21 protein-coding genes are annotated in these 15,861 nt (G+C 67.4%); 10 read left to right on the forward strand and 11 right to left on the reverse strand.

Annotated features, from left to right (window positions below; translation table 11 throughout):
- Nucleotides 1-159: 159 nt before the first annotated feature.
- Nucleotides 160-1,794 (forward strand): DUF1254 domain-containing protein, encoded by a 1,635-nt coding sequence (locus EDF27_RS03975; RefSeq protein ID WP_243698190.1) that lies wholly within the window; start codon nucleotides 160-162, stop codon nucleotides 1,792-1,794.
- Nucleotides 1,795-2,047: 253 nt separating this feature from the next.
- Here the strand turns inward: EDF27_RS03975 and EDF27_RS03980 are convergent, their stop codons facing one another.
- Together EDF27_RS03980 and EDF27_RS03985 are read right to left on the reverse strand one after the other, a co-directional pair.
- Nucleotides 2,048-2,437, reverse strand: coding sequence for a VOC family protein (locus EDF27_RS03980; RefSeq protein ID WP_132047395.1), 390 nt, complete (start codon nucleotides 2,435-2,437; stop codon nucleotides 2,048-2,050).
- A gap of 58 nt (nucleotides 2,438-2,495) precedes the next feature.
- Entirely contained in the window at nucleotides 2,496-2,873 is a 378-nt protein-coding gene (locus EDF27_RS03985) for a hypothetical protein (protein ID WP_132047397.1), read from the reverse strand.
- 79 nt (nucleotides 2,874-2,952) lie between these two features.
- Between EDF27_RS03985 and EDF27_RS03990 the strand changes: the two genes are divergently transcribed.
- The 3 genes from EDF27_RS03990 (at nucleotide 2,953) to EDF27_RS03995 (ending at nucleotide 4,898) form a co-directional block, all read left to right on the forward strand.
- Entirely contained in the window at nucleotides 2,953-3,612 is a 660-nt protein-coding gene (locus EDF27_RS03990) for an HAD-IA family hydrolase (RefSeq protein WP_132047399.1), read from the forward strand.
- Nucleotides 3,613-3,833: 221 nt separating this feature from the next.
- Entirely contained in the window at nucleotides 3,834-3,968 is a 135-nt protein-coding gene (locus EDF27_RS20200; RefSeq protein ID WP_279433177.1) for a hypothetical protein, read from the forward strand.
- 120 nt (nucleotides 3,969-4,088) lie between these two features.
- A complete protein-coding gene (locus EDF27_RS03995) occupies nucleotides 4,089-4,898 on the forward strand; it encodes a hypothetical protein (protein ID WP_132047400.1) in 810 nt (269 codons plus the stop codon).
- Between the two features lie 506 nt (nucleotides 4,899-5,404).
- Here the strand turns inward: EDF27_RS03995 and EDF27_RS04000 are convergent.
- Together EDF27_RS04000 and EDF27_RS04005 are read right to left on the reverse strand one after the other, a co-directional pair.
- Nucleotides 5,405-5,644, reverse strand: coding sequence for a hypothetical protein (locus tag EDF27_RS04000; RefSeq protein WP_132047402.1), 240 nt, complete (start codon nucleotides 5,642-5,644; stop codon nucleotides 5,405-5,407).
- Between the two features lie 443 nt (nucleotides 5,645-6,087).
- A complete protein-coding gene (locus EDF27_RS04005) occupies nucleotides 6,088-6,630 on the reverse strand; it encodes a histidine phosphatase family protein (protein WP_132047404.1) in 543 nt (180 codons plus the stop codon).
- Nucleotides 6,631-6,701: 71 nt separating this feature from the next.
- On the opposite strand from EDF27_RS04005, the gene EDF27_RS04010 reads away from it, so the two are divergent.
- Entirely contained in the window at nucleotides 6,702-7,217 is a 516-nt protein-coding gene (locus EDF27_RS04010) for an RDD family protein (RefSeq protein ID WP_132047406.1), read from the forward strand.
- A 19-nt stretch (nucleotides 7,218-7,236) separates the two neighbouring features.
- On the opposite strand, the gene EDF27_RS04015 is transcribed toward EDF27_RS04010, so the two are convergent.
- The 4 genes from EDF27_RS04015 to EDF27_RS20205 form a co-directional block, all read right to left on the reverse strand.
- The gene (locus tag EDF27_RS04015) at nucleotides 7,237-7,461 is read right to left on the reverse strand and encodes a hypothetical protein (RefSeq protein WP_132047408.1); all 225 of its coding nucleotides are present in this window, start codon (nucleotides 7,459-7,461) and stop codon (nucleotides 7,237-7,239) included.
- Between the two features lie 165 nt (nucleotides 7,462-7,626).
- Nucleotides 7,627-8,043 (reverse strand): DUF2087 domain-containing protein, encoded by a 417-nt coding sequence (locus tag EDF27_RS04020; RefSeq protein ID WP_132047410.1) that lies wholly within the window; start codon nucleotides 8,041-8,043, stop codon nucleotides 7,627-7,629.
- Nucleotides 8,044-8,311: 268 nt separating this feature from the next.
- Nucleotides 8,312-8,872 carry a DUF402 domain-containing protein gene (locus EDF27_RS04025; RefSeq protein ID WP_165931351.1) on the reverse strand — a complete coding sequence of 187 codons (561 nt, stop codon included), beginning with the start codon at nucleotides 8,870-8,872 and terminating at the stop codon, nucleotides 8,312-8,314.
- A gap of 65 nt (nucleotides 8,873-8,937) precedes the next feature.
- On the reverse strand, nucleotides 8,938-9,072 hold the full coding sequence (locus tag EDF27_RS20205) for a hypothetical protein (RefSeq protein WP_279433178.1): 135 nt from the start codon (nucleotides 9,070-9,072) through the stop codon (nucleotides 8,938-8,940).
- Nucleotides 9,073-9,169: 97 nt separating this feature from the next.
- Between EDF27_RS20205 and EDF27_RS04030 the strand changes: the two genes are divergently transcribed.
- Entirely contained in the window at nucleotides 9,170-9,403 is a 234-nt protein-coding gene (locus tag EDF27_RS04030; protein WP_071303669.1) for a hypothetical protein, read from the forward strand.
- A gap of 67 nt (nucleotides 9,404-9,470) precedes the next feature.
- On the opposite strand, the gene EDF27_RS04035 is transcribed toward EDF27_RS04030, so the two are convergent.
- Together EDF27_RS04035 and EDF27_RS04040 are read right to left on the reverse strand one after the other, a co-directional pair.
- On the reverse strand, nucleotides 9,471-10,187 hold the full coding sequence (locus tag EDF27_RS04035) for an alpha/beta fold hydrolase (RefSeq protein WP_165931352.1): 717 nt from the start codon (nucleotides 10,185-10,187) through the stop codon (nucleotides 9,471-9,473).
- A 458-nt stretch (nucleotides 10,188-10,645) separates the two neighbouring features.
- Nucleotides 10,646-11,107 carry a MarR family transcriptional regulator gene (locus tag EDF27_RS04040; RefSeq protein ID WP_132047416.1) on the reverse strand — a complete coding sequence of 154 codons (462 nt, stop codon included), beginning with the start codon at nucleotides 11,105-11,107 and terminating at the stop codon, nucleotides 10,646-10,648.
- A gap of 75 nt (nucleotides 11,108-11,182) precedes the next feature.
- On the opposite strand from EDF27_RS04040, the gene EDF27_RS04045 reads away from it, so the two are divergent.
- Nucleotides 11,183-11,749, forward strand: a complete 567-nt coding sequence (locus tag EDF27_RS04045; RefSeq protein ID WP_123700991.1) for an isochorismatase family protein — start codon at nucleotides 11,183-11,185, stop codon at nucleotides 11,747-11,749.
- 72 nt (nucleotides 11,750-11,821) lie between these two features.
- Here the strand turns inward: EDF27_RS04045 and EDF27_RS04050 are convergent, their stop codons facing one another.
- On the reverse strand, nucleotides 11,822-12,355 hold the full coding sequence (locus EDF27_RS04050) for a putative immunity protein (protein WP_132047418.1): 534 nt from the start codon (nucleotides 12,353-12,355) through the stop codon (nucleotides 11,822-11,824).
- Between the two features lie 215 nt (nucleotides 12,356-12,570).
- On the opposite strand from EDF27_RS04050, the gene EDF27_RS04055 reads away from it, so the two are divergent.
- From EDF27_RS04055 to EDF27_RS04065, 3 genes are read left to right on the forward strand one after another with little or no spacing between them, the layout of a single operon-like run.
- The gene (locus tag EDF27_RS04055) at nucleotides 12,571-14,004 is read left to right on the forward strand and encodes an MFS transporter (RefSeq protein ID WP_123654992.1); all 1,434 of its coding nucleotides are present in this window, start codon (nucleotides 12,571-12,573) and stop codon (nucleotides 14,002-14,004) included.
- The gene (locus tag EDF27_RS04060) at nucleotides 14,001-14,963 is read left to right on the forward strand and encodes a nucleoside hydrolase (protein WP_132047420.1); all 963 of its coding nucleotides are present in this window, start codon (nucleotides 14,001-14,003) and stop codon (nucleotides 14,961-14,963) included. The genes EDF27_RS04055 and EDF27_RS04060 overlap by 4 nt, the downstream gene beginning before the upstream one ends.
- Nucleotides 14,960-15,856 carry a PfkB family carbohydrate kinase gene (locus tag EDF27_RS04065; RefSeq protein ID WP_243698191.1) on the forward strand — a complete coding sequence of 299 codons (897 nt, stop codon included), beginning with the start codon at nucleotides 14,960-14,962 and terminating at the stop codon, nucleotides 15,854-15,856. Before EDF27_RS04060 ends, EDF27_RS04065 begins: the two co-directional genes overlap by 4 nt.
- Nucleotides 15,857-15,861 lie beyond the last annotated feature (5 nt).

Here is a 15,861-nt window from a genome sequence, read left to right on the forward strand (position 1 = left end):
GGCCTTCGATCGTCGCGAGGCGTCCGTATGGCCTACGTGAACTGCGAAAGTTCGCGGACCACCTATATGGGACAGGGTCGGCCCCGGACCAGGGCTGTAGGAGTCGGGGCCGCCCGTAGGCGCCCGGTCGTCCACTGGACGACCGGCTACCGGGACGGTTTGCGCTGGCTCGATTCTCACGAGAGGGACGACGGACAGTCGCCGCGCTTGACACGCTGCCCGCCTACTGTCGCTTGCGCTGTCACGGTGGTGGTCAGGTGCCGTGCCGAGGGGGTGGGGCTTCTAAAGGCGAGCTTCGCCCCCGCCTTCTGCGTTGGCCGGCGACCCAAGGAGAGTGGTGATCTGCACCGCGCTCCCTGTGACCAGCGGCGCGGCCGCCGCACGGAAGACCACCTGTTTTGGGTGGCGACCTCGGCGGGCTGGGCGGATGGACTCAGCTGCATGGCCGAATCGAATGATCCCCTGACAGGCGAGATCGATGTGCAGCTCGTCACGAACGCGTACATCTACGGGTTCCCATTGGTGTTCAACCTGCTCCAGGTGCTGCGGTTCACGACGGACGGCATCGGCGCGGTACCGGCCGCTGCGTTCAACACCTTCAGTCACGGACGGACCCTTGCCGGCCCCGATGACACCTTCGTGACGATCAACAACGACACGCTCTACTCGATGGCTCAAGTCGACCTCAGCAGCGGGCCGGTGGCGTTGCACGTGCCCGACACGGCGGGGCGGTACTACGTGCTGCAGTTCGTCGATGCCTGGACGAACAATTTCGCCTACGTCGGACACCGCGCCACCGGCACCGCCGCAGGCGACTACCTGCTCGTGCCACCGGACTGGGACGGCGAACCTGACGATGACGACACGGTCATCAGGTTCCCGACCGCGGTTGCCTCCATCGTCGGACGGTGGGCAGTCGACGGCGACACCGACCTCCCGACGGTGCACGCGCTCCAAGACGCGACGACGTTGACTCCCCGCACGCCTGATGCTGCACCGCACGGGCTGGCCGTTCCCGACCCGGAGGTGTCGGACGCGCTGGCGTTCCTCGAGCGCTTCCGCGTCTGGTCGCAGCAGTTCCCGCCGGCGCCGCGTGACGCCGCAGTGCAACGGTCCTTCGCGGGGCTCGGCGTGAATTCGCCGGCGTCGCCGTACGTTGGTTTGCCCGACGACGCCGTGGCGGCCCTGACGTCCGCACTCGAGGGGGCCTCGGCCCGACTGCGGCAGATCCTCGAGTCCGGCTCCAGCCCGCAGGTGAACGGCTGGAAGATGACGCTGCACGTGTTCGACTACAACCTCGACTTCTTCGAGGTCGGCGCACTCGACGACGAGCGGTTCCGCATCGAGGATCCGACCCTTCGCTACGCCGAGCGTGCCGGCGCTGCGCTCGGCGGGTTGTGGGGTAACCACGCCTACGAAGCGGCCTACGTGATGACGTTCGTCGACGATCACGGCGACCAGCTCGACGGCACGCACGAGTACACCTTCCGCCTCGCACCACCACCACCGGTGGGCGCGTTCTGGTCACTCACGATGTACGGAGTGCCAGACTTCTTCCTCGTCGCAAACCCCATCAACCGCTACTCGATCGGCGACCGCACGCCGGACGTCGCCCAAGACGACGACGGTGCACTCACGATCACCATCGCGCACCAGCCGCCCGATTCGCCCGATGCGAACTGGTTGCCGAGCCCCGCGGGACGATTCCGTCCGGTCCTGCGCATGTACGAGCCAGGCGACGAGGTCCTCGACGGGCGCTGGACCCCGCCCGCGATCGTGCGCACCGAACGGTAAGTCCCGTCCGCGTCCCCGTCTTGCGTAAATCGCACCAGATTGCAGTTGCCAGCGCATCCACATCTCCAATCCCCGCTGGACACCACAGTTAGCGGCGCCGACGGGACGCCGCCGCATGATCACGCATCGTGTGCGTGGCTATCACGGCGCTCAGCATCAAGATCCCCGTCAACGGGCACCTGACCGCCGGGAACCTTGATGGCGGAGCACTTAGGCCCTTGCGCGTGCTCAAGGGTGCCCGGTGACCCATCGGTCATCGGGCATCGTCGATGTTGGCGACGAGCGGAGTCAGACAGAAGGGATGTCCTGCGGGATCGAGCATGACGACCCAGCGGGCATCCGGCTGCTCCTGAGCCAGCACGGCACCGCAATCCTCGGCGTGGGCGCGAAAGGCCGCCAGGTCTTCCGGCTCGCACGTCAGATCGAGATGGACGATCGATGTCCCCGGCCACTGCGGTCGCCGGTAGGGCGACACCCTCTGAGCGACGAGGTGGTGTCCCGCCGCAGACACCCCCGCCGCATCATCAGTGACCCAGGCGACACGACCTCCGAGCAGCCGCGCGTAGAAAGCCGACAGCGCGCGATGGTCTTCGCAATCCATCGACACCCCGGCAACGCGCACGTTGCGGACTGACTCGTTCATGGAGCGAATCGTACGTTGAGGGTGCCCGCGCTGGACGTCGCTGCCGCCACCGTCCTCGTCATCGCGAGATGACCGGCGCCACCGAGCGATCAAAGAACGCCACCATCAGGTGAACAACTCCACACCCGGCCGTCTCGGCAGCCGATCGGCTTGCGGGCGAAATCGGGTTCAACCCACACTGCCGGATCAGGGTAGGCAGGCCGTCATGGATCATCCCGAGCTTGTCACCTTCGCTGACCGTCGCATCATGATCGGCGTCCTCGCGAACCTCGCAGCTGCCTTCCTCGGCGAGGTCGATCATCCCCGCGCCGCTAGCCCACTCGTGCGGCACATGACCGACAGGTTCCGCAGCGACCTCGCTCGCGATCTGAGACACGCCCCAACCGACCAGGAGTGCTACGAAGCCCTCGAGGCGCAGATTGATCGCCTCCGACACTCCATCGGAGAGTACGACTGACCGCGTCCGTTAGCCGACCGGCTAACGGGACACCTGCGACCGTCGATAGCCTCGGCACATGAATCCGAACGTCCCGGGCATCGCACACAAGTGGGTCTTGCTGGACGCGGATGGCGTCGTGCAGTCCCCGAATCAGTCTTTCGGCGACGCGCTCGTCGGCATCGCCGGCCCTACCGCGGAGGCATGGCTTGCTCGAACGTTCCGCGGCAATGGGCCCGTCATCACCGGGCAACTAGAAGTGCTGCCCCTCCTGCGCGAGTTTCTAGACAGTGCCGGCGTCGACGCTGACCCGCAAGATGTCTACAGCCGCCTGTGGGAAGGCATCCAGGTGCACGAGGACGTCCTCGAGTTGGTCGACAAATGGCGAGGTACCGGACATCTGGTTGCGCTCACGACTAACCAGGACGCCGGCCGCGCCCGCTTCATGAAGACGAGGCTCGGTTTCGACGAGCGCTTCGACCGCAGCTTCTACTCATGTGATCTTGCGGTGGGGAAACCGTCCGCGTCGTACTTCGAGCGCGTCTTGAGCGACCTCCAGATCGAGCCAAGCGAAGCGGTCTTCATCGACGACAGCAGCGCGAACGTCGCGTCTGCCCAGCGCCTGGGAATCAACGCTCACCGGTGGGAGCGCGGAGACGACCTCGACGCCCTCGTGAGTCACGTCGGAGCGGCACCGACCGCAACCTCGGCGGATGCCGACGCCACCTCCCTCGGCTAGGTAAGTAGACGAGATCGAACGCTCAGGGGGTTGGTCGACGTCCGCGGATCGATCCGCTACCGAACGGAAGACGAGTGCCACCGGCCGTCGATCCGCTGCTGGCCCTCCCCACTGCTCCCGGCGCAGAGCATGATGGACCTGTGAGCGAAGAACCCAATAAGAAGCGAACGTGGTCGCGGGGTACCACGATCCTTATCGGGTCCTTACTCGTTGTGTCGCAAGTGCTCACGATCACGTCTCGGGTTCTCGACGGCGAGAACTTCTTCAGCCCGTGGGTCGTCTTCAGCGCCGTCCTCGCACTGATTGGCGCGATCTTCGCCGCGGTCGCCCTCGCCAGGACGAAGCGACCTCGCTGACGCTGATGTGCCTTGCTTGCGTTCGGTAGCCGATCCGCAATCGTACGGATGGCGCAGACTGGGAAGCCTTCGAGCACACGCTTCGTCGGGTGCCATGGAGTAACGTCGTATGGTCGGGTGATGCCTGGCTTCGAAGACGACGTGGTTGCAACTCGGGCCGTGGGGACGTTCGGTGATCACGCGGCTCCGGAGTCGGTATGCCTCGTCGCGACCTGTCACGACCCGCTCGGAGGATTCGCCTCAGGTATCGAGGCCGCCGGACCCGCCCTCGCGGAGGTGTTCGGTGCTCTGGCAGTGAACACCACCGCTGAAACTCACCCGGCCACGATCGCGGCACTGCGTGCGCTGGCTGTGCCGTTACTCCTCGACGAACACGCTGCCGGCACGATCGGGATCGGAACGGCGAGGAAGCACGCGCTGGACCTCGGGTTGCGAAGCGCTTGCGGATGGCTGTTCCACTCGGACCTGGACCACGTGCTGCGATGGTTGAGCGGTGCTCGAGGGGAAGTGGAGCGCACGCTCGCGCGACGCGACGTCGACTTCCTCGTCGTTGGACGCTCCGCTGCGGCGATGGAGGCCGCCCCGGATCGTCTTCGCCGAACTGAGGAGATCGTGAACCACGTGTACGGGCTTGCAAACGGCCTCGCAAATCGGTGGGACTTGATGATCGCCATGCGCTTGATGACCCGTGACACCGCACAGCTGATCGTCGACCAGAGTCACGACACCTCGATCACGAACGATGTGACCTGGCCGATGCTGGTGCGTACACGCGGGGCAAGCGTCGGCTACCTCGAAGGCGACGGAATCCGGTTCCTGGCTCGAGATGACTTCGGCGCCATCGACCGTCGCGACGAGGATCCTCGGGAATGGCGAGCTCGCATGGTCACCGCGACCGCCCACCTCGCAGCGATTGTCGACTTCGACTGAAGCATCGAGAGCACAGGCTCCTCCCGCCTGTTCTCCCCGCCATATGAAGGTCAGCAAGCCGACAGATCAGACTTTGCGGGTCCTTTCGGATCGACGATCCTTCACCGAGGCAGAGTCGACCGGCCATGGTCAGCGGTCGAGCTCGATGACCCACACAGCCAATAGCGCACCCGCGACGACGAGCACTCCGATCCCAGACCAAAACCATCGAGCACTGGTCCCGCGCTCTACTCTGGCTCGGCCGATCCCCTCCCTGCGGACGGCGATGACAGCAGCGCGCCCGATCAGCCCAAGCCCGACCAGCATGACGACCACGAGCCCCCACCAAGTCCACCACGAAAAGTCCATCGCAAGAGCATGCCGGACGAGACGGGTTTGGTAGCGGTTGGCTGCCGCCCGAGCCGGTTAAGCCGTCTGGATAGCCGATCTTGGGTTGCCGGACAGCGGCGAGGGCAGGAACCTGATCACCTCCACCCGTCGGGAGGAGCAACCGTGGAGGTGATGGCCTACCCGGCATCGTTTTCGGTCGACTCGTCTGCCCTGTCGATGACACCAGGTGTTGACCCGCCGGGCTCGACCGCATGGCTGGCTTCCCGCGCTTCGGCTTCCTTAGGGCGCTCGCGACGATTGATCTCGCGGCGATTCCGTCCACGGACGGACGCGATGATCTTCCTGGTGAGCATGCCGATTGCCAGGCACCCGGCTCCTATGAGTCCGGTGATGAGGGGGGCCCAGTTTTCGCTCAAGATGCGGTTCCTCCTGCCTCGACTTGAACGATAACAATGGTGCCCGGTAGCCGATCGCTCATGGAGACGCGGAACGATATGCACCCCCGTTCGAGGCCGGCGGCTCTCTAGGGAGCGTGCTAGTGGACTAGACGACGACTGGTCAACGCGACCGGCAGTCGGCAAGTCGCAGGATAAGGTGGAGATATGTGGGCTGGTAACGGAGCAACGCTGGTAGGGGCAATCATATTCGCGATTGTTGCGGTAGCGATTTTCGTCGGGCTCTTCATCAGAAGTCGGCGGAACAAGTAGATAGCCCGATAGTGCTCACCTCCCCGTTCTGAGCCTTGGTTGTCGTAGGTGCCGAGTCGAAGCCCGGTAGTAAACCCAAGCACCCGAGGTGGGAGGCATGACGGCGCGCCAGGAGGCAGTTAGCCGGCTGCTGCCGTCCGATGGGCGATCGGCTACCGGACGCGCCAACCCGGTGGCGGTGTCGGAACAAGCTCACAGTACTGCAACGTGCGCCCGTCGACCCCGGTCACGGCCTCAATGACGAACGCGTGCGTTACCACGAGCGCCCCATAACCGTCGTCCGGAAGGCGTGAGAGCGCCATGTTGGCACGATCCCGCATGTGCCTGATGCTTTCCCACGTCGCTCTGTCCGGCGCGTTTCCCACATGGCGGCGAAACTCGTCTGTCGCCTCCTGCCACTTCGCGTAGGTTCCGCTGGCTGGAAGGCCGGAGTCCCACTCCCTGAAGTCGATGTCGACCGCCAAGGGCACTCCGCACGCGGCGGCGATGATCGCTGCGGTCTGCAGCGTGCGTGTCATCGGTGAGCAGACGACGCGAGCCACCTCGAGCTGAGCAAATCGCGCCGCCGCTTGGTGGGCCTGCTGCTCTCCAAGCCGCGACAACGGCGCCGTATCCCGAGACCGGAAGTCGAGTCCACGTGATTCGCCTGAGTCGTAGTCGGGTTCCGCATGCCGAAGCAGCCCCGGTGCAAGCATCCCCGCATGCTATGTCAGGCAGACCTCCAACGTCCGCTACCGGACGTCGAGGTGGTCACTATCGTGGCGGCATGAGACTCGGGGGAAGTCGACTGTTGGCCTGGCTGGTCGACTGGGCCTGTGTCCTCGGATGGGTTGCCCTGACTGCCGCGGTGGGAGTGCCGCTCTACCTCGCGCACGTCATCCGGCCGACGAATGTTGTCGTGTTGAACGTCGTCGGCGCCTTGGTGATCGTGATGCCGGTCGTTCTCGCTCTGGCGTGGTGCGAGTCACGCCGCGAAGCGGCGACGGTTGGTAAGCGAGTGATGAAGCTGGTCGTCCGCGCAAATGCGCGTTCACCGCGTCTGACCGTCGCGATAGCGCGGAACACCCTCAAGATCGGTGTTCCGTGGCTGATTGGTCACGCTGCCGTGTTCACCATTGTGAGGGCAAGCGGTGACGATGGCGTCCCTGTCGGCGTTTGGGCGCTGACCGTTTGTGCTTACGTGCTTCCGCTAGCCTGGATCTTCTCTCTTTTCGTCGGTCGCGGGCGGACGCCGTACGACTGGGCCTGTGGAACAGAGGTCACGAGACGTTCAGCAGGCTGATCCCCCATGAGGATCTCCCTCAGTGAGGCGGAGGAGCCGACCCGAAGATCAGAGAGATTCCGCCGAGCGTCGCGACGAAGAACGTCACCGTGAGGACGACGGCGGCAACGAAAGCAATCACGATCGTTAACAACGTCAGCATGCCGACCAAGCCCACCGCGCGGGCCGCATCGCGAGGCGCGGGAACTGTCTCCTCTCCAGCCGTGAACAATTCGGCCATGTCGCGGGGCCGCTGGTTGTCCATGCGATCAGGCTAGGTCACGTCTGCGGTCGCCTGAGCACCACACGTCTCGATGGCGGATCGGCTACCGAGGCGGATTGAACACGTCGATACGCAGCACCACCTCATGTGTCGGTTCGTTTCGTGTCGCCCCGTGTCGTACGTCGCCGGGCCCGAACTAGCTTTGTCTCACATCGCCGCGAGGGCGTAGACGGCACCGTCCGGCGAGCGGACGAGCACGCCGGCGTCGACCGCGTCGCGGCGGACAAGCGCGACGTCCTCGATGAACCTCGCGAGCGCAGCGTTCAACGTCTCCTCGCTGATGCTGCGCCGGGCCGACAACCGCTCGAACGCAGTGCGCACGATCGCGTTCGAGAGTTCTTGGCGCTTGTTCGCTTCGATCTGCAGATTACTGATCCGTCCGACGTGCAGGACAGCCCGGTCGGTAAGGAGCAGCTCGATCGCCTCCCTGGTCTCCGACAGCATCTCGCGGTCGACGGCTCCGTCGGGACCGACCCAGTCAAACCGGTCCGCCGGGATCTCCGGGTTCATCGTGGCCGCGACCATCTGTCGTGCGCGCCGCAGCGCGGAGTGCGTGCTCCCCACGGGTCCTCCTTCGTTGCCTGAGCGTCATCGACGATAGCGACGGCGGCCCGAACGTCGACTCTCCGCCATCCGCGCCGCCGGTTACACGGCAATCGGCGAAGGGTCTCGTGTACAGCGCTCTTCAATCTGGTCATGTCCGCGGGAACGTCTGAGACCCCACCAACCACGGCCTTGGGTACTGCGGTTCGCAGCCAGATGTGTCCGCTTATCCGCCAGCCGATCGGCTACCGGGCGCAGTTTGCTACTGACAGCCGGCCCGGACAAACAGTCACAGCTTCGCGAGCGTGCGTCCCGCACTCGCGTCGAGGTACTCGAGACCTTCCGCCACCAAGACTCCGGTGTGGAACTCGATGCGCAGCGATTCGACAGCGAGCAACGCTGCTTCGCGTTCGGTGTCGGAGATCAGGCCCGCCGCACATGCCACGGCGAACTCGTCTTCGTCATCGACAACATAGGACCCGTCGCGTTGGAGCAGTGGATCAAGCTCGAGATCATCGAACACCCACTCGGCGCGGGACTTCCTCGGCGGCGTAGCGATGTCGACGTGCACGACGTACTCGGAGCCAAGCACCCAGTGCGCGACGAACCACGCCGCGTGAGGAAGCAGGACGATCGAATGCCGTCCTCGCCCCTGAACATCCTGGGCGACCTCTAAAGTCGAAGTCAGGCCGTCGCGATCAACCCCAGTGTGGGTACTTCCTGCGGGAGTGAAGACCCACGTTCCGCGCTCGTCCTCAGCGACCACGTAACCACGCCATGACCGCACACCCGCCGGACGCTTCCGCTTTACGATCGTCACGACGTTGAGAACCTCAGCGGGGGCAGCCATCGGGCCACGATAGAGGCGCAGGAGCATTCTTGGCCGGTAGCCGATCCTTCAGCGAGTCACCCTGCTCAGTAGTCGGGGACCTGGCGGTCCTGGTCCTGCCAGGGAAGCATCCGGCCGGCGACGAGCGATAGGACACCGCCGAAGGCGAACACGAGGGCGACGGCCCACCACGGGTTGCGTCGCTCTTGCTGTTCGCTCATGCGCTCAAGGTAGTGGATTTGAGCAGGCGCCCGGTTGACGATCCGCTACCGGGCGGTCGTCAATCAGAGCGGGGCCGGGAGTAGGTACCCTGCGATCATGGGTCTCGTTGAACAGTTCATCGTCGGGGGTGTGCTCGCGGGCTGGGGTCTCTTCGTGGTCTTGTTCCCCAAGATCGTCATCAAGTGGTTGTTGGCAGCCGAGAAAGCCGGCGTCGCCTGGAATCCACAAGCCAGATGGGGAACCGCGTGGGCCCGAATGCTCGGGAGCGTACTCGCCCTCGTCGGGCTCATCATGCTCGTAACGGGTCTCTTCGGAGTGCAGTGGAGATAGGCGCCGATCAGCTCGCTGTCGTTGTCCCGGGTCTGCCGGAATCAGCGGCGTCTCGGTGGCCGATGGCTTACCGGAACACCTCGGGCAGCGCGCCAACGAACTTGTCAAAGTGGCTGTACCAGACAGAGTGGGCTGCTCCGGGGACGTCCCGGACGATCACGCCCCGGCTCTCGTGGTGCGCCGCTGTCACGTCATCGACGTACAGGCTCGGCTTCGCTCGCACGATGATCGATCCGGGCTCCGGCTCGAAGGACACCCCAGGCCCCGTTGCCGGCGACGCCGCCGTGGCCGGATCGAAGTGGTCCGCTGCACGAGCCTCGACAACGCAGTCCTGGTCGCTGTAGAACGGCCGCGATGCTCGAAGCCCGTCGTACGTGCGCGCTCGTTTGTCCTGCTCGTACTCGGCGGTGAGTTCGGTGCGGTCCCAGCCGCCGCGCGACGTGAAGGGAGCATCAATGTAGACCGAGAGCGCCGGGGCCAGCAGCCCGGCGTCCACAGCCGCGGCGAGGAGCATCGCACCGTACGAATGGCCCATCACGAGGTCAGGCGTCGGTCCGCATTCGTCGGCAACGGACTCCGCGATCGATCGGGCGGCCCGATCTACCGTCAAGGTGTCGTCGCGCGGTGACAGTCCGTGGCCCGGAAGATCGACCACTGAGACGCGATAGCCGCTCGCGACCAGCAGCGGCACTACTCGCCACCAGCTCTCGCGAGAACCCATCATCCCGTGCAGCAGCACCGCCGTGCGGTCCCCCTGGCCATGCACCTCAACGTGGAGCTTCATCGGGGTATCGAAACACATCCTGCTCCACGGGCCGGCTGTCTCGTTAGCCGATCGGCTACCGGACGGCAGTCAGCTGGCCAACTGCCTCCTAGCGTGCCGTCATCCCTGCCGCTCGGGTGCTCGGGCTTGCCATCGGGGTGCGACTCGGCACCGACGACGACCAAGACTCACAGTGGGGAGGTGCGGACTATCGGGCTTTCTACTTGTTCCGCCGACTTCTGATGAAGAGCCCTACGAGAATCGCTACCGCAACAATCGCGAATATGATTGTCCCTGCCGGCGTTGCTCCGTTACCAGCCCACATAACTCCACCTTATCCTGCGAGTTGCCGACCGCAGGTGGCGTAGACGGCTCGTCATCCAGTTCCGCAGCACGTCCCCTAGAGAGCCGCCTGCCTCGAACGGGGGCACACATCGCTCCGCGTCTCGATGAGCGATCGGCTAACGACGCTGTTCACGTCAGGACAAGTGGACTTCGTCCACACCCACCCCGAGCAAGACAGTGAGCTCCCGGCGCAACCGCTCTGCGCCTCCGCTCGACATGGACGCAGTGAAGCGCTGCTCAGCCTCGGAGTACGCGGCATGAGCACTGTCCCAGGACTCCCCTCCCGCGTCGGTCAGCGCGACCAGGTTCCGCCGGCGATCAGCGGCGTCGGGTCGCCGGGTCAGGAGACCTCTGCTCTCGAGCCCGTCGATGATCCGCACCAGGGTCGCGGGATCGACGCCCGCCTCTTTCCCGAGTTGCTGCTGGGTCAGCGGGCCGGTCGCGGCGAGGGCCCGCAGGACGCCGAAGTCGCGCCGGTCGACGCCCGACGCGGCGAGTGCATCATCCGCGAGGGAAGCGAGACGCAGGTGCGCCTGCTTCAGCAGGTACGCAAGGGGAAGTGGAGGCTCTGCGCGGTTCCCGTTGCCACGTGACATGCGCCGATCCTATCGTCCGCAAATCATTCGTGGTACAAATGGTTGATTCAGTCAACAGTTGTTCGGAGGAAGCCCGTGAGCATCGAACTCGACCCGACGCCGGCCCTGGTGGTCATCGACCTGCAGACCGGGATCCTCGGCCAACCGACGGCGCACCCGATCGACGGGGTCGTCTCCCGCGCTGCAGCTCTCGCACGAGCCTTCCGCGCGCGCCGGCTCCCCGTCGTGCTGGTCAACGTCGCAGCGACCGCGCCGGGCCGCACGGAACGCACCAGGGCGATGAACCTGTCGGGATCGCAGACGATCCCCGAAGCGGGTACCCGCCTGCTGGACGAGCTCGACCAGCAGCCCACGGACATCACCGTGACGAAGCGCACCCTCGGAGCGTTCGGCTCGACCGATCTCGACGCCCGACTCCGCAGCCTCGGCGTCACGCAGATCGTCCTGGTCGGGGTCGCCACCTCCTCCGGCGTCGAGTCCACAGGACGGTCCGCCCATGAGCTCGGGTACGACGTCGCGTTCGTCACCGACGCCATGACCGATGCCGCCGAGGCACACGAAGCGTCCGTTTCGCTGCAGCTCCCGAAGATCGGGGAACTCGGCACGACCGACGACGTGCTCGCCCTGCTCGACGCGCGCTGAGACTCCTCCCGGCGCGGCGACCCGAGGCGCGGCGGGCCGGGGCGAGCCGAGCACGACGGGCCGAGAAGCGCGTCAACCGCCGCCGTCGAGCGCCGCCTGGATCGCCCTGATGTGCTCCCCGAGCACCCCCGACGCCAGGAGTCCGGCACCGAGCGGACCGGACGGGTCCTCCCCGAGCGGGGGCAGCCGCCGGAGCGCCACCCGCACCGGCTCGCTCATGTGCGCCATCTGCCAGGCGAGCTCAGCAGCGCCGCCACGACCGGGGTCCGCGAGTTCCGCGGCCTTCGCCGCGTAGGTGGCAGCGCCGAGGGCGTGCGCTCCCATGTGCGCGACTGCCGAGGCCTGACCGGCCGCCCACGCCGCCGCCTTCCCTGCCGGCGAGGTCGCTGCTGCGGATGCACGCCCCGCAGTGAAGCGACGACGGATCTCGCCCGCCGCACCGAGCGCTCCGCTCGCGAACGACCGTGCGCGTCGGATTCCGTCCCGTGCGCGGTCGTCGTCCGGCGCCTCCGCTTCGAACAGGGGCAGGACGCGCTCCGCGCAGTCTGCGGCCCACCCGGCGACGACCCTGCGGTCGTCGTCGGTGAGGGTCTGCGCGGATGGCATGCCTGCACCTTCCCACTTCCAGCGTGACCGCGCGCGGGCTGCCACCCACCGGACGGGAGGCTCGGTGCGGGCTCGACCCGTGCCTCCCGTCCGGTCGTGGCGGCTCCGTGGCCGGAACCGGCCATCGGGTCGGCCCACTTGCCAGCGGGGTGTCCGGACCATAGAGTACGGACCTGTATTACAGGTACGTACGACAACCGGACGAAGGAGTTCGCATGACTGTCGCCCCCACCCGCCCCGAAGCGGAACGCGAGCGCCTGTCCGGCGCTCGCATCCCCCTGCTGGTCGGATCCCTCATCGTCGCCGTGCTCGCGTTCCAGCTGAACGCGAGCCTGCTCACCCCCGCCATCCCGTCGATGGCCATCGACCTGCACGCCTCGGCCGGCGTCGTGTCCCAGGTGCAGTCGCTCTTCTTCCTGTCCGGTTCGGTGCTCGGCATGGTGGTGTCGCGCTGGTCGGACACGATCGGTCGGCGCCGGGCGCTCCTGGTGACGATGGCCGCACTGCTCGTGGGGACGCTGCTGACGGTCACGGCACCGTCGCTCCCCCTCCTGCTCACCGGGCGGGTGCTGCAGGGGACGTCGTCGGCAGCACTGACGATCGCGTTCCTGGTGCTGTCCGAGGAGCTCACGGCCAAGCAGTTCGGCATCTCGGTCGGGGTCGTCACCGCGGTGAACGGCGGACTCGGCGGCCTCGACGGGTACATCGGCGGAGCGATCACGGACACGTTCGGGTGGCGCGCGGTGTTCGTCGTGATCCTCGTCGTCGCGGTGCTCGGGACGCTGTCGGTGCTGGCGTTCGTGCCGCGGGTCCGCCGGAGCGCGGCGCGACGGATGGACTGGCTCGGCGCGACGATCCTCGGCGCGTTCCTGGTGGGCTTCTCCCAGTTCGTCAGCGAGGTGCCGTCGCGCGGCATCGGTGACGCGCGCACGCTGGTGTGGCTCACGGTGGCGGTCCTGGCAGCCGTCGCGTTCGTCCTCGTCGAGCGACGCGTCGCCCAGCCGCTGATCGCAGTGCCGGCGCTCCGGGCGCGGACGGCCTGGCCCGTGCTGATGTGCACGTTCCTGACGCTGTCCGGGGTGTTCGCGTCGACGAACTTCACCATCGTGGTGCTCAGCCAGGACGGAAGCTCCGGGTTCGGCCTGAACGCGGCGATGTCAGGGCTGCTGTTCCTCACCCCGACGGCAGTCGCCGGGCTCCTCACCGCGCCGGCCGCCGGGTGGATCGCGCAGCGCATCGGCTGGGTCCTGTCGCTGCGCATGGCCACCGGGGCGATCCTGCTGATCTCCGTCGCGCTCGCGTTCTTCGCCCTCGACAAGTGGGTGGCCTTCGGGCTGCTCATCGTGATGGGCGTCTTCTACCTCGGGCTGTACCAGGCGACCGCGAACGGCCTCTCGGTACTGAACGCCCCCGCCGACGCCCCGGGTTCCCTGCCCGGGATCCACGGTGCATGTTTCGGACTGGGTGCCGGCACCGGTGTGGCCCTGGTCGGGCCGGCGGTCAGCGCCGGCACGCCCGAGGGGTACCACCTGGCGCTCTGGATCTCCGTCGCCCTCACCGCCGCCGCGTTCGCCGCGGCGCTCGTCCTCCGTCCCACCCCGAACGCTCTGCCAGCCGGAGCCCGCCCTGAAGGAGCTGCAACCGCATGACCACCCCGACGATCCCGCTCTTCCTCGACTGCGACACCGGTGTCGACGACGCCCTCGCACTCGCCTACCTGCTCGACGTCCCGCACGTGGACCTGGTCGGCATCGGCACGGTCTCCGGGAACATCGACTCCACGACCGCTGCGGTGAACACCTCGGCGCTGCTCGGCATGGTCGGCCGCTCGGTGCCGGTGGCGGTCGGAGCGCACGACCCGCTCGGCGGCGCGTACGGCGGGGGTGCTCCGCACGTGCACGGCGTGAACGGCGTCGGTGGGGTGGACCTGCCCGCCGGTGTGGCAGCCGCTGACGACCCGGCCGCCGAGCTGCTGGTGCGGCTGGCGCGCTCGCACGCTGCTGGTGCTGGTGCTGGTGCCGCTGGTACCCGGAAGCTCGACGTGCTCGCGATCGGACCGCTGACGAACCTCGCGGTGGCGCTCGAGCTCGAGCCCCGGCTGCCGGAGCTGATCGGCACGCTCACGATCATGGGCGGAGCCGTCTGGGAGCCCGGAAACGTGTCAGCCACTGCCGAGGCGAACATCCACAACGACGCCGAGGCCGCACGCCGGGTCCTGACCGCCGGGTTCGACCTGGTCCTGGTGCCGCTCGACGTCACCCGGCAGCACCGGTTCGACGACGCCGACGGTGACCGCTTCATCGCGGCGGGCGATCCGCTGCGCGTCGCGCTCGGGACGATGCTGCACCGCTACATCGACTTCTACGAGACGGTCGACCACGTTCGCCGCGCGCCGCTGCACGACCCCCTCGCGGCCGCGATCACCGCGGGTGAGGTGGCACCGACCGTCCGCGAGACCCCGCTCGACGTCGTGACGGACGGTGCCGAGCACGGCCGGACCGTGCCCGTCGAGCAGGGCCCGGCGGTGCGGGTCGTGGTGGCGGCGGACGCGGCTGCCGCCGACGTCATCCGGAACCGGATCCTCGCGCTCGCCGCGGTGCCGGCGTGACGGCGCGTCCCGCGACCGCACTGACCGTGACCGCGCTGCCGTCGCTGACCGTCCTCGGCAGCATCAACGTGGACTCGGTGCTGCACGTGCCGGAGCTCCCCGCGCCGGGCGAGACGGTCCTGGCCACCGGGCGGCGGACGTTCCTCGGCGGCAAGGGCGCGAACCAGGCCGTCGCGGCGGCACGGCTCGGCGCTGCGGTCACGATGATCGGCGCCGTCGGAGCGGATCCGGACGGTGCGTTCTCGGTCGAGCAGCTCCGGTTGGCCGGTGTCCGGACGGAGCTCGTCCCGCAGACCCCGGCCGCACCGACGGGCACCGCGGCGATCACGGTCGACGGTGCCGGCGAGAACGCGATCGCGGTGTTCCCGGGCGCGAACGACCTGGTCGCGGTGCCCGTCTCGATGCCCGACACCGACGTGCTCCTCTGCCAGCTCGAGGTCGATCCTGCCGTGGTGGAGGACGCCGTCGCCCGCTCGGACGCCTTCGTCGCGATCAACGCGGCGCCCGCCCGTCACCTCGCGTCGGCCACCCTGGAGCGGGCCGACCTGCTCGTCGTCAACGAGCTCGAGTGGGCCGCACTCCCCGAGCTGGCACGGTGCCGCCGCGTGGTGGTCACGGCGGGGTCGTCGGGGGCGTCGGTGTTCGAGCACGGGCGACGCATGGTCCGTGTGCCGTCGGTCCGCGCGGAGGTCCGGAACACGGTGGGCGCCGGGGACGCCTTCACCGCGGCGGCCACGATCGCGTTCGCCGCCGGACTCTCCGCGGAGGACGCGCTCGCCGTCGCCGCGCACGTCGGCGCTGCGGCCGTGGCGGACGAGGCGTCCCAGCCCGCCCTGGAACCCTTCGCGTCGTACACGGCGCGGGCCGCGACCGTCGCACCGACCACGGTCTGACAGGC

It is taken from the genome of Curtobacterium sp. PhB136, from assembly GCF_004346855.1.
GTDB lineage: Bacteria > Actinomycetota > Actinomycetes > Actinomycetales > Microbacteriaceae > Curtobacterium.